Annotated in this window: 19 protein-coding genes; 11 read left to right on the forward strand and 8 right to left on the reverse strand. The window is 61.2% G+C overall.

The genetic code is table 11. From position 1 onward, the window contains the following. Positions 1-10: 10 nt before the first annotated feature. The 9 genes from O2N64_RS13850 (at position 11) to O2N64_RS13890 (ending at position 12,029) form a co-directional block, all read left to right on the forward strand. Complete coding sequence (locus tag O2N64_RS13850) at positions 11-1,147, forward strand: thiolase family protein (RefSeq protein WP_271078164.1); 1,137 nt, start codon at positions 11-13, stop codon at positions 1,145-1,147. Further along, the gene (locus O2N64_RS13855; RefSeq protein ID WP_271078165.1) at positions 1,147-3,480 is read left to right on the forward strand and encodes a 3-hydroxyacyl-CoA dehydrogenase/enoyl-CoA hydratase family protein; all 2,334 of its coding nucleotides are present in this window, start codon (positions 1,147-1,149) and stop codon (positions 3,478-3,480) included. Before O2N64_RS13850 ends, O2N64_RS13855 begins: the two co-directional genes overlap by 1 nt. A gap of 19 nt (positions 3,481-3,499) precedes the next feature. Beyond that, entirely contained in the window at positions 3,500-5,290 is a 1,791-nt protein-coding gene (locus O2N64_RS13860) for an acyl-CoA dehydrogenase C-terminal domain-containing protein (RefSeq protein ID WP_271078166.1), read from the forward strand. Continuing rightward, positions 5,287-6,207 (forward strand): NAD(P)H-dependent flavin oxidoreductase, encoded by a 921-nt coding sequence (locus O2N64_RS13865; RefSeq protein WP_333781563.1) that lies wholly within the window; start codon positions 5,287-5,289, stop codon positions 6,205-6,207. The genes O2N64_RS13860 and O2N64_RS13865 overlap by 4 nt, the downstream gene beginning before the upstream one ends. Before the next feature lie 21 nt (positions 6,208-6,228). After that, positions 6,229-7,308 (forward strand): type III polyketide synthase, encoded by a 1,080-nt coding sequence (locus O2N64_RS13870; RefSeq protein WP_333781564.1) that lies wholly within the window; start codon positions 6,229-6,231, stop codon positions 7,306-7,308. Then, positions 7,301-7,987, forward strand: a complete 687-nt coding sequence (locus tag O2N64_RS13875) for a methyltransferase domain-containing protein (protein ID WP_271078167.1) — start codon at positions 7,301-7,303, stop codon at positions 7,985-7,987. The genes O2N64_RS13870 and O2N64_RS13875 overlap by 8 nt, the downstream gene beginning before the upstream one ends. Next, on the forward strand, positions 7,966-9,063 hold the full coding sequence (locus O2N64_RS13880) for an NAD(P)/FAD-dependent oxidoreductase (RefSeq protein WP_271078168.1): 1,098 nt from the start codon (positions 7,966-7,968) through the stop codon (positions 9,061-9,063). Before O2N64_RS13875 ends, O2N64_RS13880 begins: the two co-directional genes overlap by 22 nt. A 60-nt stretch (positions 9,064-9,123) precedes the next feature. Continuing rightward, positions 9,124-10,350: an NADP-dependent isocitrate dehydrogenase gene (locus tag O2N64_RS13885; protein WP_271078169.1), complete on the forward strand. Its 1,227-nt coding sequence runs from the start codon at positions 9,124-9,126 to the stop codon at positions 10,348-10,350. Positions 10,351-10,427: 77 nt separating this feature from the next. Continuing rightward, complete coding sequence (locus tag O2N64_RS13890; protein WP_271078170.1) at positions 10,428-12,029, forward strand: bifunctional GNAT family N-acetyltransferase/carbon-nitrogen hydrolase family protein; 1,602 nt, start codon at positions 10,428-10,430, stop codon at positions 12,027-12,029. Here O2N64_RS13890 and O2N64_RS13895 read toward each other — a convergent pair. From O2N64_RS13895 to putP, 3 genes are all read right to left on the reverse strand, one after another. Then, positions 12,026-12,274, reverse strand: coding sequence for a hypothetical protein (locus tag O2N64_RS13895; protein ID WP_271078171.1), 249 nt, complete (start codon positions 12,272-12,274; stop codon positions 12,026-12,028). The two genes, O2N64_RS13890 and O2N64_RS13895, sit on opposite strands and share 4 nt — an antisense overlap. Before the next feature lie 64 nt (positions 12,275-12,338). Continuing rightward, a complete protein-coding gene (locus tag O2N64_RS13900) occupies positions 12,339-12,551 on the reverse strand; it encodes a cold-shock protein (RefSeq protein ID WP_197920989.1) in 213 nt (70 codons plus the stop codon). 255 nt (positions 12,552-12,806) lie between these two features. After that, entirely contained in the window at positions 12,807-14,288 is a 1,482-nt protein-coding gene (gene putP / locus O2N64_RS13905) for a sodium/proline symporter PutP (RefSeq protein ID WP_271078172.1), read from the reverse strand. A 318-nt stretch (positions 14,289-14,606) separates the two neighbouring features. On the opposite strand from putP, the gene O2N64_RS13910 reads away from it, so the two are divergent. Beyond that, positions 14,607-16,373 carry a cation:proton antiporter domain-containing protein gene (locus O2N64_RS13910; protein ID WP_271078173.1) on the forward strand — a complete coding sequence of 589 codons (1,767 nt, stop codon included), beginning with the start codon at positions 14,607-14,609 and terminating at the stop codon, positions 16,371-16,373. 56 nt (positions 16,374-16,429) lie between these two features. Then, positions 16,430-16,606 (forward strand): hypothetical protein, encoded by a 177-nt coding sequence (locus O2N64_RS13915; RefSeq protein WP_271078174.1) that lies wholly within the window; start codon positions 16,430-16,432, stop codon positions 16,604-16,606. On the opposite strand, the gene alaS is transcribed toward O2N64_RS13915, so the two are convergent. The 5 genes from alaS to O2N64_RS13940 all read right to left on the reverse strand — a co-directional run bounded on the left by alaS (position 16,603) and on the right by O2N64_RS13940 (position 24,690). Then, positions 16,603-19,263, reverse strand: coding sequence for an alanine--tRNA ligase (alaS, locus tag O2N64_RS13920; RefSeq protein ID WP_271078175.1), 2,661 nt, complete (start codon positions 19,261-19,263; stop codon positions 16,603-16,605). The two genes, O2N64_RS13915 and alaS, sit on opposite strands and share 4 nt — an antisense overlap. A gap of 103 nt (positions 19,264-19,366) precedes the next feature. Continuing rightward, complete coding sequence (locus O2N64_RS13925; RefSeq protein WP_271078176.1) at positions 19,367-20,185, reverse strand: class I SAM-dependent methyltransferase; 819 nt, start codon at positions 20,183-20,185, stop codon at positions 19,367-19,369. Positions 20,186-20,343: 158 nt separating this feature from the next. Beyond that, the gene (gene recA / locus O2N64_RS13930) at positions 20,344-21,411 is read right to left on the reverse strand and encodes a recombinase RecA (RefSeq protein WP_271078177.1); all 1,068 of its coding nucleotides are present in this window, start codon (positions 21,409-21,411) and stop codon (positions 20,344-20,346) included. Positions 21,412-21,568: 157 nt separating this feature from the next. After that, positions 21,569-23,203, reverse strand: coding sequence for a DUF4139 domain-containing protein (locus O2N64_RS13935; protein WP_271078178.1), 1,635 nt, complete (start codon positions 23,201-23,203; stop codon positions 21,569-21,571). Between the two features lie 11 nt (positions 23,204-23,214). Beyond that, positions 23,215-24,690 (reverse strand): DUF4139 domain-containing protein, encoded by a 1,476-nt coding sequence (locus O2N64_RS13940; RefSeq protein ID WP_271078179.1) that lies wholly within the window; start codon positions 24,688-24,690, stop codon positions 23,215-23,217. Positions 24,691-24,806 lie beyond the last annotated feature (116 nt).

The following is a 24,806-nucleotide window of genomic DNA, read 5'->3' on the forward strand; positions in this document are numbered from 1 at the left end:
CAGATGGAACATGAGTGATGTCGTTATTGCGGGTTACGCCCGCTCCCCCTTCCACCTCGCGTACAAAGGTGCCCTGGCCAAGGTGCGCCCCGATGATCTGGCAGCGAACACGATTCGCGGACTGATCGAAAAGACCGGCGTGAAAGCGGAAGATATCGAAGACATCGTCATGGGCTGCGCCTTCCCCGAAGGCGAACAGGGCTTCAACATCGCTCGCCTCGTCGGCCTGTTGGCTGACCTGCCGCTGAGCGTTGGCGGCATGACCGTGAACCGCTTCTGCGGCTCCTCGATGAGCTCGATCCATTACGCCGCTGGCCAGATCGCCATGGGCGCGGGCGAAGTCTTCATCGCTGCAGGCGTCGAAGGCATGAGCCGCGTTCCGATGACCGGCTTCAACCCGATGCCGAACCCGGAACTCGCCAAGAAGAGCGCCGCTTACCTCGGCATGGGCGACACGGCAGAAAACGTCGCGAAGAAATATGACATCAGCCGCGAAGAGCAGGAAGCTTTCGCTGTTAAGAGCCAGCAGAAAGCGGGCAAGGCGCTTGAGAACAACGCGTTCGACGATGAAATCATCCCCTTCACGCTGCCCGACGGCACTGTAGTCGACAAGGACGGCACGCCGCGCCCCTCCACCACCGAAGAAGACCTTGCCGGCCTGAAGCTGGCGTTCGACGAGAATGGCACTGTCACCGCCGGCACATCCAGCCCGCTGACCGATGGCGCAAGCGCCGTGCTGGTCTGCAGCGAAGAGTACGCCAAGGCGAACGGCCTCACCATCATGGCCAAGATCAAGAGCATGGCCATTTCCGGCTGCGCGCCTGAAATCATGGGCATCGGCCCTGTCGGCGCGAGCCAGAAGGCGCTTGAGCGCGCTGGCCTCTCTATCGATGACATGGACGTGATCGAACTGAACGAAGCGTTCTCCAGCCAGTCTATCGCCACGATCCGCGATCTGGGTGCAGACATCGACAAGGTGAACCTTGATGGCGGCGCGATCGCTATCGGTCACCCGCTGGGTGCCACCGGTGCACGTATCGTGGGCAAGGCAGCCAGCCTGTTGCAGCGCGAGGGCGGCAAATATTCGCTCAGCACGCAGTGCATCGGCGGCGGCCAGGGCATCGCTACGATCCTGGAGGCCGTATAATGTCTGACAAATCCATCAAGAAAGTCTGCGTGATCGGCGCCGGCACGATGGGTGCAGGCATTGCGGCGCAGGTCGCCAATGCCGGTATCCCGGTGCTGCTGCTCGATATCGTCCCCAAGGATGGTGACAATCGAAACGCTGTGGCCGAAGGCGCCGTGGCGAAGATGCTCAAGACCAACCCCGCGCCCTTCATGAACAAGCGCGCGGCCAAGCTGGTCGAAACGGGCAATATCGAAGATCACCTCGACAAGGTCGCCGAGTGCGACTGGATCGTCGAGGCGATCATCGAACGGCTCGACATCAAGCAGGATCTCTATTCCAAGCTGGAAGAGGTTCGCACGGCTGGCACGGCGGTTTCGTCGAACACTTCGACCATCCCCCTCGCCCAGCTGACCGATGGCCGCAGCGATGCGTTCAAGAACGACTTCCTGATCACCCACTTCTTCAATCCGCCGCGCTACATGCGCCTGATTGAAATCGTCGCAGGGCCGCACAGCGATGCTGGCACGGTCGAAATGGTCAAGGAATTCGTCGACCGCAAGCTCGGCAAGACCGTGGTCGATGCCGAGGATTCGCCCGGCTTTATCGCCAACCGCGTCGGCACGTTCTGGATTCAGCAGGCGGTCAATTCCGCCTTCGATCTGGGTATCACCGTTGAAGAGGCCGACGAAATCGGTGGCCGCCCGATGGGCGTGCCCAAGACCGGCCTCTTCGGCCTGATCGACCTCATCGGTATCGACCTGATGCCGCATCTGATGAAGTCGCTCACCAGCACGCTTCCTGCCGAAGACTGGTATCAGAAGATCGCTCGCAGCGAAGAGCTGATCGAGACGATGATCGAAGAAGGCTACACCGGCCGCAAGGGCAAGGGTGGCTTCTACACCATGGTGAAGGGCGATGACGGCTCGCGCACCAAAATGGCGAAGGACCTGAAGTCTGGCGAGTATCGCCCGGCTGCACGCCCCGGTCTGGTCAAGGGACCGGCTGCCAAGGGTGACCTGAAGGCGCTCATCTCGATGAAGGGCAAGGTCGGCGATTATGCCTGGGCCATTCTCGGCCCGACGCTGTCCTATGCTGCCAGCATCGTCCCCGAAGCGACCGCGACTGTGGTCGGCGTGGATGACGCGATGAAGCTGGGCTACAATTGGAAGCAGGGCCCGTTCGAGATGATCGACAAGATCGGTGCCGCGCACCTTGTCGAGCGTCTTAAGGAAAGCGATTACCCTGTCCCACCGATCCTCGAACAGGTTGGCGATGGCACATTCTATCGCATCGAAAACGGCAAGCGACAGTATTTCGGCACCGATGGCGAATATCACGATGTGGTGCGCCCCGATGGCGTGCTGCTGCTCGAAGACATCAAGCTTTCGTCCGAACCGCTCCTCAAGAACGGCTCTGCCGCGCTGTGGGATGTGGGTGACGGCGTCGTCGCGCTGGAATTCACCGGCAAGATGAACGCGCTGGACGATCAGGTGATGAAGCTGATCCAGCAGGCGATCCCGCTGGTGAAGTCGGACTACAAGGCGCTCGTCGTTTACAACGAAAGCTCCAACTTCTCCGCAGGTGCGAACCTTGGCCTCGCCATTTTCGCGCTGAACATTGCGGCATGGAGCGAAGTCGACAAGACCATCAAGTCCGGCCAGGGAGCTTACAAAGCGCTCAAATACGCGCCCTTCCCCGTCGTTTCGGCTCCGGCTGGCATGGCGCTGGGTGGCGGCTGCGAGATCTGCCTCAATTCCGATGCAGTGCAGGCGCATGCCGAAACCTACATCGGTCTGGTCGAACCCGGCGTGGGCCTGATCCCCGGTTGGGGCGGCTGCAGCGAGATGATCGACCGCTGGCGCAGCAATCCGCGTCACCCGAAGGGTCCGATGCCCGCTGTTTCCAAGGTCTTCGAAATCGTGTCGGTCGCAACCGTCGCGAAATCGGCTGCCGAGGCAAAGGATTACGGCTTCCTGCGTCACACAGACGAAGTGACCATGAATCGCGATCGCCTGCTGTACGATGCCAAGCAGCGCGCGCTGTCGATGGTCGATGGCTACGAAGCCCCGGAAAAGCCGGAATTCCGCCTGCCCGGCCCGGCCGGCAAGGCTGCACTCATGCTGGCCGTGGACAGTTTCCGCAATCGCGGAATGGCCACGCCGCACGATGCGACCGTGGCAGAGCATCTCGCATACGTCCTTACGGGCGGGGACACGGACCCGGTAGAAACTGTTACAGAGGCCCAGATGCTGAAGCTGGAACAGGAAGCCTTCATGGCGCTGGCCCGCAATCCCAAGACCCAGGCCCGGATCGAGCATATGCTCGAGACGAACAAGCCGCTTCGCAACTAACCCAGAAAGGATTTGTCCAATGCAAGTCTATGAAGCCCCCATTCGCGACATGCGCTTCAACCTTGAAGAGCTGCATGAAGATGACGGTTTCGGAAATCTCGAAGGTTTCGAGGATTTCGACGAGGATATGCGCGCCGCCATTCTGGAGGAAGCGAACAAGCTTTGCCGCGACGTACTGCTGCCATTGAACTGGCCGGGTGACCAGCAGGGTTGCCGCATTGAAAACGGTGTCGTGCGTACGCCCGACGGTTTCCCCGAAGCTTACAAGCAGTTCTGCGAAGGCGGCTGGGCCGGCCTCGTGGTCGACCAGAAATGGGGCGGCCAGGGTGCACCCCACAGCCTCGCCAAATGCGTCGAGGAAATGAGCTGTTCCACAAACCTGTCTTTCGGCCTTTATCCGGGCCTGACGGGCGGTGCGATGGTTTCGCTCGAAGCCTATGGCTCGGAAGATCAGAAGAATTTCTACCTGCCGAAGATGGCCAATGGCGAATGGTCGGGCACGATGTGCCTCACCGAACCGCATTGCGGCACCGATCTCGGCATGCTGCGCACCAAGGCAGAGCCGCAGGAAGACGGCAGCTATCTGATCACCGGCAACAAGATTTTCATCTCCGCCGGTGACCACGACCTCGCCGAAAACATCATTCACCTCGTGCTCGCGCGTCTTCCCGATGCGCCCGCAGGCGTGAAGGGTATTTCGATGTTCCTCGTGCCGAAGTTCATGCCGAAGGATGACGGTTCGCTGGGCGATCGCAACCCGGTCAACGCCACGGCAATCGAGCACAAGATGGGTCTCAAGGCATCGGCAACCTGCCAGATGAGCTTTGATGGCGCCAAGGGCTGGCTCGTCGGCCCGGAAAACCGCGGTCTAGAAGCCATGTTCGCCATGATGAACACTGAACGCGTCGCTGTGGGTATCCAGGGCCTCGGCATGGGCGAAATCGCCTATCAGTCCTCCGTTTACTACGCGAAGGACCGCCTGCAGGGTCGCTCGCTTTCGGGCGTAAAGAACCCCGATGGCCCCGCCGATCCGATCATCGTGCACCCGGATGTGCGTCGCATGCTGATGACCATGCGCGCCTACAATGAGGGCTGCCGTTCGGTCTCCGCATGGGTCAGCCGCGCACTCGATGCCGAACACGCATCGACCGAGCCGGAAGCCCGCGCCCGCGCGAAGGATTTCGTCGCCCTGATGACGCCGGTGGTGAAGGCCCTCTTCACCGACCTCGGCCATGAAGCTGCGCATCTGGCGATCCAGCTGCACGGTGGCCACGGCTATATACAGGAAACCGGGATCGAGCAGTTTGCGCGCGACGCGCGCATCGCGCAGATCTATGAAGGCGCGAACGGCATTCAGGCGCTCGACCTGGTCGGCCGCAAGCTGCCCGATCGCATGGGCCGCAACTTGCGTTCGTTCTTCCACCCGGTGAGCCAGTTCATCGAAGATCACGCGCAGGACGAGCACATCGGCAAGATGGTCGGCTCGCTCCAGCAGAGCTTCGGCGCGCTGCAGCTTTCCACCGGCCACATTGCGCAAAAGGGAATGAAGGATCCGGAAGAGGCAGGCGCTGCCGCTTACGATTACCTCCACCTGCTTGGCTTCGTCGCGATGGGTTATTGCTTCGCCAAGGCGGCCAAGATCGCCAAGCAGAAGCTGGAAGAAGGCACCGGTGACGAGACCTTCTACAAGGCCAAGCTGACGACCGCGCAGTTCTTCTTCGACCGGCTGCTGCCGCCTGCGACCGCCAAATTCATGGCGATCAAGAGCGGCAAGGCCAGCATGATGGACATGCCGGAGGACGCATTTTGAGCGGCCCCAACCAAGGCGTACTGGACTTCAAGGCGCGGTGTCGCATTCCTGCGATCGCCGCGCCGATGTTCCTGTGCTCGGGCCCCGATCTTGTTGTCGAAACCTGCAAGGCCGGTATTTCCGGCACCTTCCCCGCCCTCAACCAGCGGACCAGCGAAGGGTTCGAGGACTGGCTGAAGGAAATACAGGACCGGCTCGGCCCGGACGATGCGCCCTATGGCGTCAACCTGATCGTCCACCAGTCGAACCCGCGCGTGCAGGCCGATCTTGAGCTTTGCGTGAAATACAAGGTTCCGCTGATCATCACCTCGCTTGGCGCTGTGCCCGATTTGGTGAATGCGGTACATTCCTACGGCGGGCTGGTGTTCCACGATGTGATCAAGCGTCGCCATGCCGAAAAGGCTGTCGAGGCCGGTGTCGATGGCATCATTGCCGTGGCAGCAGGTGCCGGCGGCCATGCCGGCACGTTCAGCCCCTTCGCCCTCGTCAGTGAAATTCGCGAGTTTTACGACGGCGCGATTATCCTGTCGGGCTGCATGACCGATGGCGGACACGTCCTCGCCGCAGAAGCGATGGGCGCGGATTTCGGCTACATCGGCAGCCACTTCATCGCAGCTAAGGAAAGCATGGCGGTCGATGGCCAGAAACAGATGATGATGTCCTCCACCGCGCAGGACATCACCTACACCGACAAGGTGACGGGCGTTGGCGCGAACTTCCTGACGCCGAGCCTCAATGCAGCTAGCATCGAACATGCGCCGGGCGAAATGTCGCTCAATGAAGAAGCCAAAGCCTGGAAGACCATCTGGTCAGCCGGACACGGCGTCGGCGCGACCAAGGAGAGCTTGCCAGCCAAGGTCATCTGTGAGCAATTGATCGCCGAATATGACGCGGCAAAAGCGAAAATCTGCGGCTAAGCAGTTGGACAATAAAACGCGGTGGCTGACCCGATGACGGACAGCCACCGCATCCCCCCTACCCCGCGTATTAACGCCATCGCGACGGCTGTCCCGCCGAGTGACGTTCATACGCGCTATACCGAATGGGCCGCCCGGCAATTGCCGGATCGCAGCGCGGCGGTGTTCGCGCGCATGGAGCAGCGCAGCGGCATCGCGCATCGCTATTCCGTGCTGACGGGTGCAGACGCGGCGCTGGAAAGCGGCAGCTTCTACATGGCGGATGATCCGCCCGGCACGGCTGAACGCATGCACCGGTATACTGAAGAGGCACCCGGCCTCGCGCTGGAGGCCATCGGCAAGCTCCCCTCGCTGGACGGTGTGACGCATCTGGTGGTCGCCAGTTGCACCGGCTTCATGGCCCCTGGCCTCGATCAGGTATTGGCCCGCAAGCTTAACCTCGCGCCGACGGTCGAGCGCGTCAGCATCGGCTTTATGGGGTGTTATGCCGGTGTCACCATGCTGCGCACCGCCGCCCATATCATCCGGTCCCAGCCCGAGGCGAAGGTTCTTGCCGTTTCACTGGAACTTTGTTCGCTGCATTTGCAGGAGACAGACGACCTCGAAGCCATGCTGGCCATGGGCCAATTCGCCGATGGAGCGGCGGCTGTGCTGCTCAGCGGTGAAGGCGAAGGGCTCGGCCTGGGCGAAGGGCTTTCCGCCGCGCTGGAAGAGAGCGAAGATTTGATCACATGGACCGTGGGCGACACCGGCTTTGCCATGCACCTGTCAGGCGCGGTGCCCGGGCGCCTTGCCGACGCGCTGGATGATGCAGACCTGCAATCCACCATTTGCGGCGAGACGCGGCCCAAGGCATGGGCCATCCATCCCGGTGGTCGCTCGATCCTCGATGCCGTCGAACGCGCGCTCGAGCTTCCCAAGGAAGCCCTCTCCGCCTCGCGCGGCGTGCTGCACGATTTCGGCAATATGTCCTCGGCAACCGTCCTCTTTGTCCTCCAACGTCTAATGGCCGAAAAGCCGGAAAGCGGCGTCGCGCTCGCCTTCGGCCCCGGCCTCGCCATGGAAGGCGTGCGTTTCGGCTGGGAGAGCGGCGATGCTTGAAGAACGGCTGCAAACCGAAGAGCTGATGGACGATCCAGCATTGCCTGAGGAAACCTATCGTGAGGTGCTGGCAGACCTTGCCAGGGTCAACCGCATCACCCTTGCCTATCGCCCGACGCTCGCGTTTCTCGACCGTGTCATAGGTGATCGCAAGCGGCTGAAATTGCTCGATGTCGGCTATGGTCAGGGCGACATGCTCCGCGCCATTGCCGATTGGGCCGACAAACGCGGTGTGAAAGCGGAGCTGGTCGGCGTCGATCTCAACGCCCGAAGCGAATCGGCGGCGCGCAAGGCCACACCTTCCCATATGCCAATCACCTATCGCACCGGCGATTACGGCGATCTAATCGGCGCCGGATGGGATTGCGTCGTTTCCAGCCTTGTCGCCCATCACATGACGCATGATGAGCTGGTGCTCTTCCTCCGCTTCATGGAGGCTGAGTCGCGGCTGGGCTGGTTCGTCAACGACCTCCATCGCCATGCGCTCAGCTATGCCGGATATCCTGTGCTGGCGACACTCGCGCGCTGGCACCGCATCGTGCGGTCAGACGGTCGAACATCGATTGCGCGTTCCTACCGACCCGAAGAATGGGATGCGATACTCGATGAAGCGGGCGTCGAGAATGCCCGCGTCGAGCGTTTCTTCCCCTTCCGGCTATGCGTATCGAAAATCCGCTGATCCTGGGTGCTGGTCCAGCGGGCTGCGCGGCTGCGATCTGCCTTGCGCGGACTGGCGAGACGCCGCTTCTTCTGGACCGGGACGAGCATGTCGGCGATCCGCTTTGCGGGGGCTTTCTCAGCTGGCGCACAGCGCAGCAGCTTGGCGATCTGGGGATCGATCTGGAGCAGACGGGCGCACACCGCGTCTCCCAGCTCCGGCTGTTCCACGAGGACCGCCATGTCGAGTTGCCCTTGCCCCATCCCGCATACGGCCTGTCCCGCCATGCGCTCGACACGGTAATGCGCGCGAAAGCGATTGAAGCTGGTGCGCAGTTGGAATTCGACACGATCCGCGGGTTGGACCCCGGCGTCGCGCATGGGCAGTCGCAGGATTGGCGATCCGACGCGATCTTCCTCGCCACCGGCAAGCACGATGTGCGCGGCCAATCACGACCGCGCGATGACAAGGACACCGCACTCGGCCTGCGGTTGCGCCTGCCTGCCAGTGCGCAGCGCACTGGCTTGTTGGAAGATGCGATCGAGCTCCATCTGTTCGACGGCGGCTATGTCGGCATCGTCTTGCAGGAAGGCGGCTCCGCCAATATCTGCCTCGCGGTGCGCAAATCCGCTCTCGCCAGCCACGGCGGTTCGCCCGAAACGCTCTTTGCCGAGCTTGCCGAGCAGATCCCGGCGCTGGCGGGGCGGCTGGGTGACGACTGGCACGACGCAAACACCGACACCATCGGCGCAGTACCCTATGGCTGGATATGCCGGGAAACGCAGCCCGGTCTCTATCGGCTGGGCGATCAGGCGGCCGTTATCCCTTCTCTCGCAGGTGAAGGCATTTCAATTGCCATTGCGAGCGGCGTTGCGGCTGCCAATGCTCATGCGGCGGGGAAAGGGGCCGAGCGCTACCAGCAGGACTTTGCCCGCCGCGCAGCGAGGCCGGTCGGTCTCGCCCGCATGGGCTGGCATCTCGCCGAAACCCGTCTTGGCGCGCGCGGAGCCCTCGCTCTTGCCCGCATTGCGCCCAGATTGATCGCGCAATTTGCCGATTGGGCAAGGATTCAGGCGCCCCCTCCCCTTGCGCGGTAAATAGGGTCTGCTAACAGGCGGCCAACTTCACACAAACTGGTTGAGAAACGGGGAAGCCCCATGGCAAAAATTCAGGTCAAGAATCCGGTCGTCGAGCTTGATGGCGACGAAATGACGAAAATCATCTGGCAGTGGATCCGCGAGCGGCTGATCCTGCCCTATCTCGACATCGACCTGAAGTATTACGACCTGTCGATCGAGAAGCGTGACGAGACCGATGACCAGATCACGGTCGATGCCGCCAATGCGATCAAGGAGCATGGTGTTGGCGTAAAGTGCGCCACCATCACGCCGGACGAAGCACGCGTCGAAGAATTCGACCTCAAGAAAATGTGGCGTTCGCCCAACGGCACGATCCGCAACATCCTTGGCGGCGTGGTTTTCCGTGAGCCGATCGTGATCGACAACGTGCCGCGCCTCGTCCCGGGCTGGACCGATCCCATCGTGGTCGGCCGACACGCCTTTGGTGACCAGTACCGCGCCACCGACACGCTGATCCCGGGTGCGGGCAAACTGCGCCTCGTCTTCGAAGGCGAAGACGGCGAAAAGATCGACCTCGACGTGTTCGAATTCGAAAAGTCCGGCGTCGCCATGGCGATGTACAACCTCGACGAGAGCATTCGCGACTTCGCGCGCGCCAGCTTCAACTACGGCCTCGACCGTGGCTGGCCGGTGTATCTCTCGACCAAGAACACAATCCTCAAAAAATATGATGGCCGCTTCAAGGACTTGTTCCAGGAGATTTTCGACGCCGAATTCGCCGACAAGTTCGAAGAAGCCGGCATTCACTACGAACACCGCCTGATCGACGACATGGTCGCCGCCGCGCTGAAGTGGAACGGCAAGTTCGTGTGGGCCTGCAAGAACTACGACGGCGACGTGCAGTCGGACATCGTCGCGCAGGGCTTCGGCTCGCTCGGCCTGATGACCTCCGTGCTGATGACGCCGGATGGCAAGACCGTGGAAGCGGAAGCTGCGCACGGCACCGTCACCCGTCACTATCGCCAGCACCAGGAAGGCAAAGCGACCTCGACCAACCCGATCGCCAGCATCTTCGCATGGACGCGCGGCCTTATGTATCGCGGCCGTTTCGATAACACGCCTGACGTCGTGGCTTTCGCCGAGACGCTCGAGCGGGTGTGCATCGAATGCGTCGAAAACGGCAAGATGACGAAGGACCTCGCGCTCCTCATCGGCCCGAGCCAAAACTGGATGACGACCGAGCAGTTCTTCGAAGCCATCGTCGAAGGCCTCGAAGCCAAGATGAAAGAGCAGGGCCTCGGCTAAGCGAAACAATTCCGTATAACTGGAAACGAAACCCCCGTTGCGCCATTAATCCGGCGTAACGGGGGTTTTTGCATTTTATGACCAAAGCACGTCTCGAAGTCCGCCAGGCCGAAACCGGCGATATCCGCCGCATCGCTGCTCTGGCGAAGCGCGTTTATGAGGATTTCGTCCCCTACACGCAGGGTGAAATCCGCGGCCAGCTGAACAATTATCCCGAGGGCTGCTTCGTTGCGATCCTCGATGACAAACTCGTCGGCTATTGCGCCACCATGCGGATCGGCGGCGACAAGGCGCTGCGCCCGCACACGTGGGACGAGATTACCGGCAATGGCTATGGCAGCCGCCATGATGCCAAGGGCGACTGGCTCTACGGCTATGAAATGGTCGTGGACCCGAAAGTCCGCGGCACCCGCATCGGGCGGCGCCTGTATGAGGAACGCCGTTTCCTCGCCGAGCAGCTGGAACTGAAAGGCATCGCTTTCGGCGGGCGTATGCCCAATTTCAAACGGTCCCAGCGCCGGGTGAAGGATCCGCAGGAATATCTCGATCAGGTGATCGCCGGGAAGATTCACGATCCCGTGCTGCGCTTCCAGCTCGCCAATGGGTTTGAGCCGCTGGGCATCCTCAAGAAGTATCTGCCGGAAGATGTGAAGAGCCGCGGCAATGCAGTGCACATGGTATGGCGCAATCCGTGGGTGGACCAGGAAGCAAGCCCGCAAGCGCGGGTCCCTCGCGGGGTCGAGAATGTCCGCGTGGCCACCTGCCAATTGCAGGCGCGCGCGGTCAAAGACTTCGACGAATTCATGCGGCAGGTGAAATATTTCGTCGATGTTGCAAGCGATTACGAGTCAGACTTCATCCTGTTTCCCGAACTCTTCACGCTGATGCTGCTCAGCGCGGAGGACGAAGAGCTCTCACCACTCGAAAGCATCGAGCGCCTCTCCGAATACACGCCGCGCATCCGCGAAGCGCTCAGCGAAATGGCGCTCAAATACAACATCAACATCATCGGCGGGTCGCACCCCACACGGATGGAGGATGGCGATATCCATAATGTCGCTATGGTCTGCCTGCGCGATGGCTCGATCCACGAGCAGGAGAAGATCCACCCGACGCCAAACGAGGCCTATTGGTGGAATATCCGCGGCGGCGATGCGGTGGACGTGATCCAGACCGATTGCGGCCCGATCGGCGTGCTCATCTGTTACGATTCCGAATTTCCCGAACTCGCCCGCCGTCTGGCGGACGAAGGCGCGCGGATCATCTTCGTGCCCTTCTGCACCGATAGCCGCCAGGGCTATATGCGCGTGCGCTACTGCTCAGCCGCACGGGCGATCGAGAACCAGGTCTATATGGTGATGAGCGGCAATGTGGGGAACTTGCCCAATGTCGCGAACATGGACATCCAGTATGCGCAAAGCTGCATCCTGACGCCCTGCGATTTCCCTTTCGCGCGCGATGGTATTGCTGCCGAAGCAACCGAGAATGTGGAGACGCTGACGATCAGCGATGTAAATCTCGCAGACCTCGCCTGGGCACGCGCCGAAGGTACCGTCCGCAATCTCGCAGACCGGCGGTTCGATCTCTATCGTATCGAATGGGAGCACCGTGAGGGAGCCACGGCAGCCGAGCCAAGCGGCCCGCCACCGATGCACCAGCACGGGCCGGGTGGAGGTTAGGCCTCCAGGCCCTGCTCTTGCGCGGCAGCTTCGGCTGCAGCTTCGGCTTCAGCTTCGCGCTGTTCACGCTTTTCGCGCTCAACCTTCTCGCGTTGCTCGGCAACGGAACGCGCCTTTTCGGCAAGTCCGCGCCAGGTTTTCTCGGCGCGCAATTCGCGGTCGCGAACATTGTCCAGCGTGGCGGCAGCAGCAGCAGCGGCAGCCTTGTCGGCACGCTCGCAGCATGCTTCATAAGTGTCGGCCATCATCGTCTCCAGCCGGTGAAAGGAAACGGGCGCGGAAGCCGAAGCAGCCGCGCCCGCATGAAAATCAATCGGCAGCCGAAAGGTTTACAGCGCTTTCCTTGCCGTTGCGGCCCTGCTCTACGTCGTAGTTCAGGCGCTGTTCCTTATCGAGCGTATCCATGCCCGCTGCCTGTACGGCAGTAATGTGCACGAAGCTGTCAGCAGAGCCATCGTCGGGCTGGATGAAGCCATAGCCCTTGTCTGCGTTGAAGAATTTTACGGTGCCAGTCTTGGCCATGATGCGTTCCTTTCAAGAACGTAAGGTTGCCCGCCCGCGAAATTGCAGGACAGGTCGTCGCGTCAAATCGTTCGAAGAAAGGAAAACGTCGTCTGGTTTGCGCCGGGGCCAGATTGGCAAGCGGCGGTCGGCAAATTTCGAAGTCCGTCGCAAATTCCGACGTCAGCGAGAGCCATATAGGGGTGGCGCGCCGAAATAGCGAGGATTCATTCTGGTGCCGCCCGAATGAGCAGCGCTGCAAACCGAATTTGGGCGTCAGGCGGCCCGAACACCGGGGCTCTCTTCGCCGTCCTTGGCCGTCGCGAGGCTTACCAGCCAGATCGCCAGCCATGCTGCGATAAAGCCGGGAATGATCTCGTAGACGCCCTCACCGCCGAGGAAGCTGCTGTTCCATTCAAGCCAAATCCACGCCATCACGACGCCTGCGCCCATTACCAGACCCGCAACAGCGCCAGCGCCGGTCATGCGTTTCCATGTCAGCGAGAGGATGATCAGCGGGCCGAAGGCCGCGCCGAAACCTGCCCAGGCATTGGCCACCAGCGCCAGCACGCCGCTATCCGGATTGCTCGCGATCACGATTGCGGCCACGGCGACCAGCGCGGTGCTGATGCGCCCCACGGTCACGGCCTCGCGCTCGCTCGCATCCTTTTTCAGGAACAGGCGGTAGAAATCTTCGGTCAGCGAGCTGGAGGAGACCAGCAGCTGGCTCGAAATCGTCGACATGATGGCCGCCAGCAATGCCGCCAGCAGGAAGCCGGTCACAAACGGATGGAACAGTGTGTTGGCGAGCAGGATGAAGATCGTTTCCGAATTCTCCAACTCCAGCCCGTTCAGCTCGACATGCGCGCGGCCGAGCACGCCGACGCCCACCGCGCCGACCAGCGCGACCAGCATCCAGCCAAGGCCGATATTGCGCGCGGTTTTCACGCCGCCCTCGCGAATGGCCATGAAGCGCACGATAATGTGTGGCTGCCCAAAGTAGCCGAGCCCCCACGCGATCAGGCTGAGGAAAGCGATCACGCTCATGTCGCTGGCGAGGCTTAGGAACCCGGGATCGATCTCGCGCAGTACCGCGGCGCTTTCCGCCGCACCATCGCCGAACAAAACCACCAGCGGCATGACGACGAGCGCCACCACCATGATGCAACCCTGCACGAAATCGGTGAGGCTGACGGCCAGAAACCCGCCGACCATCGTATAGGCGAGAACCACCAGCGCGGTGAGCAGGACGCCTGCCATATAGGGGCTCATTCCCAGCACCTCGCCTTGGAAGAAAGTGCTTTCGAACAGCAGGCCGCCGCCCACAAGGCCGGCAGCGGAATAGACGGCAAAGAACACCACGATGATGATCGCCGACACGACGCGCAGCGCGGTCGCCTGATCGGGGAAGCGATTGGCGAGGAATTGCGGAATCGTCAGCGCATTGCCGTATCGCACGGTCTGCTCACGCAGGCGCGGCGCGACCACGACCCAGTTCACTACTGCACCCACGAATAGACCGATGCCGATCCACGCTTCGACCAGACCGCTGAGATATAGCGCGCCGGGAAGGCCCAGCAGCAACCAGCCTGACATATCCGATGCACCGGCAGACAGGGCGGCAACGGCAGGCGGAAGATTGCGCCCGCCGAGCAGATAGCCCTCACTATCCTCGGTCGAGCGCTTCCACGCGTACAGACCGATGCCGATCATCAGGATGAAATAGAGGGCGAGTGCGACGATTGTTGCGATGTTCATGGGCGCATGCATACCAATCGGCGCGCGTCTGTCACGGGGGCTGTAGAATTACGCACGGGAATTACGATTGCGCACGGCTCGCGAAATTTTGCTTTGCCGGAGATCGTCATCGCGAAGTTTCGTTACGACGCTGCGCGAAAACCGACTTTCCTACAGGTGCGAAATGGTGCTGTGCGGGCGCGATGACACGCCTGATTTCACTCCCCAGAGAATTCGCTCTTGAACACTGTCACACCTGTCACACCCCCTCCGTCAAAAGCTCAGGTCCTCACCATTCCGCAGTTGCGAAAAGCGCTGCCACTCTGTCATAAGCCGCGCATGCATCACGCCGAAATCACACCCCTCATGAAGGATGCCCTCGTCATCCTTGGCGCGGCCGGGATTGTCATCCCGCTGTTCGCGCGTTTTCGCGTGACACCGATCATCGGGTTCATCCTCGTCGGTCTGCTGGTTGGCCCCTTCGGCCTCGGTAAGCTGGTGAGCGAGTTCGACTTCCTGCGCCACATCACCATTTCGGAGCCCGAAGCGCTCGACCCGTTTGCGGAATTCGGCATCATCCTGCTGCTGTTCACCATCGGGCTGGAATTGAGCTTCAACCGCCTGTGGCAATTGCGGAAGCTGGTGTTCGGCCTCGGCGCACTGGAGATCCTCGTCATTGGCGCGCTGCTGGCTGTCGCGCTCTCCTTCACCGGTCTCGACTGGTATGGCTCGCTCGCGCTCGGCCTTGCCCTCGCCTTCTCATCCACCGCGCTGGTCCTTCCGATTTCGGGCACGAACACCCCGGTGGGCCGCGCATCGCTGTCGATGCTGCTGTTCGAAGATATCATGATCGTGCCGATCATCTTCCTGCTTGGCGCGCTTGCTCCCAACGCGACCGGAGACGGTTGGAGCGGTCTGGTAGATACGCTTTGGAAAGGCGGATTGGTGATCGCGGTCATGATGATCGCAGGGCGCTTCCTGTTGCCGCATCTCTTCGCCCAGGCTGCACGCACCAAGAGCCCGGAGCTGTTCCTGGCCGCCAGCATGCTGGTAGTGATCGGTGCGAGCCTTGCAACCGCGCTTGTCGGCCTGTCGCCCATCGTGGGTGCGCTGATTGCCGGATTGCTGATTGCGGAGACCGAATACCACACCGAAGTCGAAGGCATCATAGAACCGTTCAAGGGCCTTGCACTCGGCGTCTTCCTCATCACCGTGGGCATGGGCATCGACATCATGGTGATCTGGGACAACCTTTGGAAGATCGCCTTTGCCGTAGTCGGCGTGCTGACACTGAAGGCCATCGTCACCGGCGCATTGCTGCGCCTGATGGGCGCGCGCAAGGCTACGGCGACCGAAACCGGCATCCTGATGGCGAGCCCTTCGGAAACCACGCTCATCGTGATGGCGGCTGCTTCAAGCGCGTTGCTGATCTCGCGCGAGACCGCGCAGTTCTGGCAGATCGTGACGGCTATCGGCCTGACCGTCACGCCACTCCTCGCCATGCTCGGCAAGCGCCTGGCACGCCAGGTGGAACCTGCGCCCACGCTCGATGAGCTTGATGAGGAAGGCCGTGATGCGCCGCGTGTGGTCATCGTCGGCCTTGGCCGGGTCGGGCGGCTGGTCGCGCAAATGCTCAAGCGGCATGACGTTGCCTATGTCGCAATCGATTCCGATCCGGACCTAATCGAAAGCGCGCGGCACGATGGGTACTATGCCGTTTATGGCAACGCGCTGCGTGAAGACGCGCTGGACAAGCTCAATATCGCCGAGGCACCTGCCGTCATCCTGACGATGGACGAGCACATCCTCGCCCAGCGCATGGTCAGAAAACTGCGTACAGCCTTCCCCGAATTGCCTATCATCGCCCGCGCGCGCGACAGCTTCCATGCGGCAGAGCTCTACCGCAGCGGGGCGAGCACGGCGGTTCCCGAAACGCTCGAAAGCTCACTCCAGCTTTCAGAGGCCGCGCTCGTCGACATTGGCGTCCCGATGGGGCCGGTGATCGCCAGCATCCACGAAAAGCGTGACGAGTTTCGCGAGCGGATTCAGGAGGATGGCGCGCTCGAACACAAGCCGAAATTGCGCACCAGCACGAGCGAAAGCTGACTTTCCGGGATAGTCGAGCCTCTTCGCGCGTTGGGTATGTGAAGGAGACAACACACATGTCCGAACAGAAAGATCCGACGAAGCCCATCCCCAATGATGAGAAGTTCAAGCCGAAGAACGTCGCCGGCGGTGACGATCACGGTCGCAACACGCAGAACATGAAAGACGTGCCGCGCGGAAGCGAGCCCGACCGCCGTCGGAACGCTTCCAATCGCAGCAGCGATCAGGGTTAGGCGTTAGCTTTGGCGAGCACATCCCGGATGGCGGCCACGGCATCATCTGCCTTGTCCCCATCCGGACCGCCGCCCTGCGCCATATCGGGCCGGCCACCGCCCCCCTTGCCACCGACAGCCTCGACGCCAGCGCGTACAAGATCGACAGCGCTAACCTGACCGGTCAGATCGTCGGTCACCCCGACAGCCACTGCAGCCTTGCCGTCGTTCACCGCGATAATGGCAGCAACGCCGCTGCCCATGCGGCCCTTTGCTTCATCGAGCAGCCCGCGCAGCTCCTTCGGGTCCATACCCTGCAAAACCTGTCCGCTAAACGCGATACCGCCGACATCCTCGTCAGCCGAAGCCGCACCTGAGCCGCCGCCGCCCAGAGCGAGCTGCTTCTTCGCCTCGGCCAATTCACGCTCCAGACGCTTGCGCTCATCGACGAGCGCGGCAACGCGCTCTTCGACTTCGTCGGGCGAAGTCTTGAGAGTGGCAGCCACTGACTTGAGCGAATCTTCACGGCCAACCACCCATTCGCGAGCGGCTTCACCGGTCAGCGCTTCGATACGGCGAACGCCGGAGGATACTGCGCTTTCGCTGACGATACGAAACAGGCCGATGTCGCCGGTCGCGCGCACATGGGTGCCGCCACAAAGCTCAACCGAGTAGGTCTTGTCGCCATCCTTGGGCGAGCCGATGGAAAGGACGCGAACCTCCTCGCCGTACTTCTCACCGAACAGCGCCATGGCACCCGCTTCGATGGCTTCATCGGGGCTCATCAACCGCGTGACGACTTCATCGTTGGCGCGGATTTCGGCATTCACTTCCGCCTCGATCGCGGCCAGTTCCGACGGCGTCAGCGGTTTAGGATGCGAAAAGTCGAAACGCAGCCGTTCCTGCGCGACGAGCGAGCCCTTCTGCGTAACGTGATCCCCAAGGTGATTGCGCAAGGCCGCATGCACCAAGTGCGTCGCCGAGTGATTGGCGCGGATCTCATCCCGCCGCTTGGCATCGATCGCGAGATGCACCGTATCACCCACAGCAACCTTCCCGGACGTGATCGTGCCATGGTGGGCATGCAATCGGCCGAGCGGCTTGGATGTATTCTCGACGGTAATCGCGAGGCGGTGGTCGCCGGTAATTGTGCCGGTGTCGCCCATCTGCCCGCCGCTTTCGCCGTAGAACGGCGTCTGGTTGGTGAGCACGGTGACATCCTTTCCGCTATCGGCCGACTGGACTTCCTTGCCATCGACCACCAGCGCCACCACGCGTCCCTCGCCTTCGGTCGAGCTGTAACCGGTGAACTCGCTAGCTCCTTCGCGTTCGGCGATATCGAACCACACTTCGCTGTCGGCAGAAGCGCCGGAGCCCTTCCACGCTGCACGGGCAGCAGCTTTCTGCTGCTCCATTGCCGCATCGAAGCCGTCCTTATCGACAGAGATGCCGCGATTGCGCAGGGCATCTTCGGTCAGATCGTAAGGGAAGCCATAAGTGTCGTAGAGCTTGAAGGCCGTTTCGCCGGACAGGCTGTCGCCTTCGGTCAAGTCTCCGGTCTCCTCATCGAGAAGGCGAAGACCTTTCTCCAGCGTCTGCCGGAAGCGCGCTTCCTCGCGCTCCAGCACTTCGGTGATCAGAGCCTGCGCGCGGCCAAGGTCTGGATAGGCCTGCCCCATTTCACTGACCAGCGTCGGCACGAGGCGGTGCATCAGCGGCTTATTGGCACCCAGCAGATGGGCGTGACGCATCGCACGGCGCATGATCCGGCGAAGCACATAACCGCGTCCCTCATTGGACGGCAGCACACCATCGGCGATCAGGAAACTGGTCGAACGCAGATGATCTGCGATCACGCGGTGACTGGCGATCGTGTCTTCGTCCGCCTTCGCTTTGACCAGATCTTCGCTCACATCGATGATGTTGCGGAAAGTGTCGGTCTCGAAGACGTTGTGCACACCCTGAAGGACGGTCGAGATACGCTCGAGACCCATTCCAGTGTCGATGCTGGGGCGCGGAAGATCTCCGGTTATCTCATCCGCTTCCTGCATGTGCTGCATGAAGACGAGATTCCAGATTTCGACGAAGCGATCGCCGTCCTCATCGGGAGAGCCGGGAGGTCCGCCCGCAATCTTGTCGCCATGGTCCCAGAATATCTCCGAGCACGGACCACAGGGACCGTCTGCACCCATGGCCCAGAAATTGTCCTTCGTCGCAATGCGAATGATGCGATCTTCCGGTAGACCGGCGATCTTCTTCCAGAGCTCGAATGCCTCGTCATCGGTGTGGAAGACGGTGACCGACAGGCGATCCTTGGCGAGGCTAAGATCGCTGGTGACCAGGTTCCAGGCATGTTCGATCGCCTGTTCCTTGAAATAGTCGCCAAAGCTGAAGTTGCCGAGCATTTCGAAGAAGGTCAGGTGGCGCGCGGTGTATCCGACATTGTCGAGATCGTTGTGCTTGCCCCCTGCCCGCACGCATTTCTGGCTGCTGGTCGCGCGCGGTGCTGGCGGCGTTTCAACGCCTGTGAAGACGTTCTTGAACGGCACCATGCCCGCATTGACGAACATGAGGCTGGGATCGTTGTAAGGCACGAGCGGTGCGGATGGCACCACCTGGTGATCGTTCTGCGCGAAATAGTCGAGAAACGCGCGCCGGATATCGTTGGTCGAATGCATGGGATGCGAATTAGGCGCTGCAACGCGATGCGACAAGCGCAATGCTCCACTTAGTGTAAGCGTCTGTTCCGATGGTGGCGCGATTGCGGCATGTTGGCACTACTTACGCCTTTCGCGCGGTGACGATCCAGGCGGCGGCGGGTAGCGAGACGATGCCATCGTGCAGATTGCGCTCCGCAAGCTCCCGCACCCGGTCGAAAAAGCGTTCGCGGGCGCCGATCTCCATTTCGCGGGCCGCTCGTGCTGCGGGGCCAATGCGGGCGAAGTAGCTGACCGCATCTTCTACGGGGCTTTCGCCAACGCCGGCAATCATCGGGAAATCGAAGCGTTCGACAGAGATGTCTTCCCAATTCGACCGAGCCAGAATGGATTCGACATAGGAGCGATCGGCGAAAGCAAAGGGACCTGGAGCGCGTGGATCCGGTTTCTGATCCGACGGGGGTAGCAATCGCTGGATTTCGTGGAAGAAGGGGTTTTCGGAGACGTCGCGGAAGCAGGAGAACAGCAGCCTCCCGCCACTTTCCGCCTGATCGCCAATATTGGCGAATGCGGCCACGGGGTCATCGAAGAACATGACGCCGTGGCGCGACACGATGAGATTGGCCCGCTTGTCTCCGATCCAATCGCTGGCATCGGCACAGGAGAATGAGCAATTGGGCAAGTCCTTGCCGCGCTCTTGGGCGATTTCGATGAGATCAGGTGAGATGTCCACCCCCATGACCGTCGCGTCACTACGGCCGCGTGCGATGGCTAGCGAAAGCTCGCCTGCACCGCAGCCTATGTCGAGCATATGGCGCGCATCGATTCCGCGAGTTTGCGCAAGCAAGTGCTCGGTGAGCATCGTAAAGCTGCGATCGGTACGGCGGTATTCGGCGGCCCAGCTTTCGCCCACGCGCCCCTGCCATTCGCTCTTGTCTGTCATGGGCCTCCGCTAGCAGGCTTTGCTATCGTAGAACAGCAGACGCGAAGAAGCCGGCTCTGGCGGATGGGGGTCCGCCTTTGCCGGCTCCGGTTTCGCAAGGTGTGACAGGTGTTACACTGTCCAGGCGACTAAACTCGCGCTGCCCACCTTCTTGAGGATCAGTCGTCGGATTCCGCGTCCGGACCCGTCATCATCTCCTCGGCGACCTCGTCGGTTTTACCGCGAATGGCGGCTTCCAACTTGGCGCACATCTCTGTGTTTTCCTTCAGGAAGGTCTTGGCATTCTCACGGCCCTGCCCGATGCGGACGCTGTCGTAGCTAAACCAGGAGCCGGACTTCTCCACGATGCCGGCTTTCACGCCGAGATCGAGGATTTCGCCAATCTTCGAAATACCTTCGCCGTACATGATGTCGAATTCGACCTGCTTGAATGGCGGAGCAACCTTGTTCTTCACCACCTTCACGCGGGTCGAGTTGCCGATCACTTCATCGCGATCCTTGATCTGGCCGGTGCGGCGAATGTCGAGGCGAACCGAAGCGTAGAACTTGAGCGCATTACCGCCGGTGGTCGTTTCCGGGTTACCGTACATCACGCCGATCTTCATGCGCAGCTGGTTGATGAAAATCACCATGCACTTCGACTTGTTGATCGAGCCGGTCAGCTTGCGCAGCGATTGCGACATGAGGCGAGCCTGAAGACCCACGTGGCTGTCACCCATCTCACCTTCGATTTCAGCGCGCGGCACGAGAGCGGCAACCGAGTCCACCACCAGAATGTCCACCGCATTGGAGCGGACCAGCGTGTCGGTGATTTCGAGCGCCTGTTCTCCGGTGTCGGGCTGCGAGACAATCAGCTCGTCAATGTCGACGCCCAGCTTCTTGGCATAGACCGGATCGAGAGCGTGCTCTGCATCGACAAAAGCGGCGGTACCGCCTGCTTTCTGGGCCTCTGCAATCGCATGCAGCGCAAGAGTGGTCTTGCCCGAGCTTTCCGGACCGTAAACTTCGATGACGCGGCCTTTGGGCAGGCCGCCGATGCCAAGCGCAATATCAAGTCCCAGCGAGCCGGTGGAGATCGCCTCCACCTCCATCGCTTCCTTGCTGCCCAGCTTCATTGCCGAGCCTTTGCCAAATGCGCGATCGATCTGCGCGAGTGCGGCGTCTAGCGCCTTCTGACGGTCCACGTTGGATTCCTTTTCAACCAGCTTCAGGTTTGCATTCGCCATGACACGGCCTCCGTCAGTTCGCTAGGGCCGGTTACAGTCTTTTCAACCGCCCTTTGTGCTGTGATGGAAACAGCTTGTACCCATTTTGTTCCATGAGAACAAGAGTGGAACGCAATTTTTCTGAAAAAGCAGCCACGATGGCGGAAAACCGCGCGATTCAGCTCTCTTCTTCGTCGGGTTGGGGAACGCGCGTTTCCCACTCAACAGTACGCGCACCATTAGCCGGAACACGTATTTCGACGAATCGCTGACCATCGCGCACTCCGGCCCGCTGCCCGCGGATTTCCCATTGGAGCGGCGAACCCATTTGCACCCGCACCGTCACTGCCTCCGGATTGGCATTCGTAAGTTCGAGTGTCATGTCAGCCCAGCGCGTATTCCAGCCCTGCTGCGATCGATCACCCAGATAGGTGCAGGTGCCAAACACCTGATTGCTATTGCCCATCGGTAGCTCGACATCCTGGCCCGACGCGAAATCGCGCAGGTTCACATCGCGGATCCAAAGCTCGCCCTGCGAGGATTCCTCAAACACGGATGCTTCGCCCGATGGCAGCGCCACGCCAAGGCCGTGATCTTCATCATTCACCGTTTCCAGCAGCAGCTCGGCAGGGCGCGGCGCATCCTGCGATGCCCAGGGGTAACAGGTCACTTCATAAGCGAGCTCGCCTTCGACACCCTCCTCCTGCAGGAACAGCACCTGTTTCAGCCCCTGCGCATTCACGTCCATCCGGACCGGTATGCGATAGAGCTTCAGATCGCCGAGATTTTCCTCGCCAGCCATAACCGGTGGCGGTGGTGGGGGTGGTGGCGGAGGAGGAGGCGGCGGCGCCAGAGCCATCATGCTGTCTTCCGACACGCGCGCGCCAGTTACGACGATGCGCTGATCATAGTCGGATTCGTCAAACTCGTAATTCGGCACCGGAATGCCTGTCGCGGTGCTGCCGCGCGGCCAGCAGGTCAACTGCAGAGGCCTTGCGCGCGGCGGCCTCGCAAGCTGGGAGAAATTACTGACGATATTGAGCGAGCCAGCAACCGCCATCAGCTCTGCGTTCTCGAAGCTCTGGCCGTTATCGTTGAGAATGGTCAGCCAGCTGGAAATATCGAAGCGTACGTCGTCCGTATCGCCGCCATCCTCAAGAGTGGTGACGTAATTCGCCTGCCAGTCGAAGCCCCATGAAAGATAGGACAGCGTAACCGTATAGGTGCCGCCCGCATCGCTCGCCGTATCGATAGTGAACACCGGATTGGCCGAAAGCCCGCCCGGTATGTCGTCAAAGCTCAGGCCTTCGTTGAGGCCGGAACAGCGCACCGCCTCATATCCCTGCTCCGTTTGCAGCACGAGGCCGCCATCGGCGCGGGTGCGCACGATAGCATCCTCGCTCTCCGCTTCTCCCGTCGCGGGATTGGTGCGCGTAATCGTCACACGGTTGCCCAGCGTCCCATCGACAAGCGCGGCCGGGCTGAGCAGGTCGGCGTTGCGGTTCTTCTCGATCGTGCCACCGGGCAGGCCCGTGACAATCGCACTGACCGCCACCATGCCTTCGGAGACGCCATCGAAACGGATGGTCGTTTCACCCGGCGGGAGCGTAACCGTTCGGGTTTCGCTGATCATGGCGAAACCGCGCGGATTGTTGCGGTTCATCTGCCGCCACGGGCTGCGATTGGGATCGCGATAGACGGTGACGGCGAGATCCTGCGGGGCAGACGCCTCCACGACCCGCCGCTCCTGCGCGTGAGCAGGCAGGGCAAGGCCAAGCGCGCTAACGCACAGCAGAAGGGGAAAGTGCCGCACGGCCCTGCCCCTCAGAAGCGCGATTCGTAAGTTACGCGAACCACCCGCTCGCCATTGGCGGGCACTCTCACCTGATAGCGGCGTGTGCCGTAATTGAGCTGCTCGCCTTCGACATCTTCGGAAACGATGCGGAAATCACGCGCCCACCAGCCGCGATCGAGACCGCCTTGTGTGAGCTGCACCGTGACTGCTTCGGGCTTCGCGTTGGTGAACGTATAACGCATGGTGGTGCGGTAATAATCGACCGTGCGATCGACCTCGACTTCGCGCACCAATTCGCCGTCTTCATAGACACGGTATCGCGCACTGCGTTCATATTCAGCGGGCGTGATGACTTCGCGGTCTTCGACTTCGGCCTGCATGAACACGTCAAAGGCATCGCCTGTCACCAGCGAGAGCATGCTGCCCATCGGCGTATGGCCGATTTGGTTTTCACCAATGAACTGGGGGTTCCCCTGCGCATCGCGCTGGTAAAAGCGCACCGTACCTGCGGGCAACGCATCGCCCAGCCCGCCATCGCTGCTGGAACTGAAGCTGATCGCGCTGCTGACCGGGCGGAAATCATTGTCGCTCTGCAACCAGCCCGAGCCGATCGCATAAGTGCGGCGAGCAGGCACGCCTTGCACATCGAGGAAGCTCACTTGCTTTGTCTGCGCATTGGCAATCGTGGTGCGGCCTTCGATCGGATAGAGATAGAAATCACCCAGCCGCTCGCGGTCAGCAGTTTCAGTGCCAGGACGCACCATGTCGCGTCGCGGGCCGTTGCCACTGCCATTGGGATTGCCGGCCACCAGCAGCGTGTCGGCATTGTAGAACGTGGTGCCGGTGTTGTTGGTGAGCGTCACCCAGCCCTGCATATCGACGATATCGGCCTGCTCGTCATAGAGCGCGACATAGTCCGAACTCCAATCAAGGCCGGGAGATAGGTAGCGGATCGATGCCGGACGATTGCCTCCGCGATTGCTGTTCAGCGTGACCGAAAGCGTCGGCCGCGCGCGCAGATTTGAAGGGACTTCATCGAACACCACGCGCACCGGCAGCCCGTCATCGCGAAGGACTTCGATCCGGTCTCCGATCCGCACGACAACGCCGCCGACCACGGAGAGCACTTCGGCGCGCTCACGCACTTCAGCGCCAGTCGCCGGATTCGTTCGCACCAGCGTGACCGTGCTGCCGACCGCTTTCTCCATCAGCTTCGCAGGAGTGAGCAGATCGAAGTCGAAATTCTGTTCGACGATCGCCGTACCTTCCGCATTAAAGCTGAGCGTTTCCGGGCGGATCATCGCCGAGACATCGGGAAATTCGATACGCGTCGTGCCGCGTGGAATGTTGAGGGTGCGGATATCCTGCACCAGTGCCTGGCCATTCTGGTAGATCGTGACGGAGACATCGCCCTGCGCGGTCTCCTCTGCCGTTGGATCCTGAGCCTGAGCCGGCAAGATAGCGGCAGTTGCAAGCAGGCTCGTCGCCAGAAAACGTTTCAGCATGATGGATATCCCTCCCATTCGATCAGGCCCAGGATATAAAGTATCCTGACCTGTATATCGTGTGAATGGAGCATGGCGCGAAGCCGCGCGGGGTGCAACAGCCGCGCCTCCGGTGA

This window comes from Aurantiacibacter sp. MUD61, assembly GCF_027912455.1.
Classification (GTDB): domain Bacteria; phylum Pseudomonadota; class Alphaproteobacteria; order Sphingomonadales; family Sphingomonadaceae; genus Alteraurantiacibacter.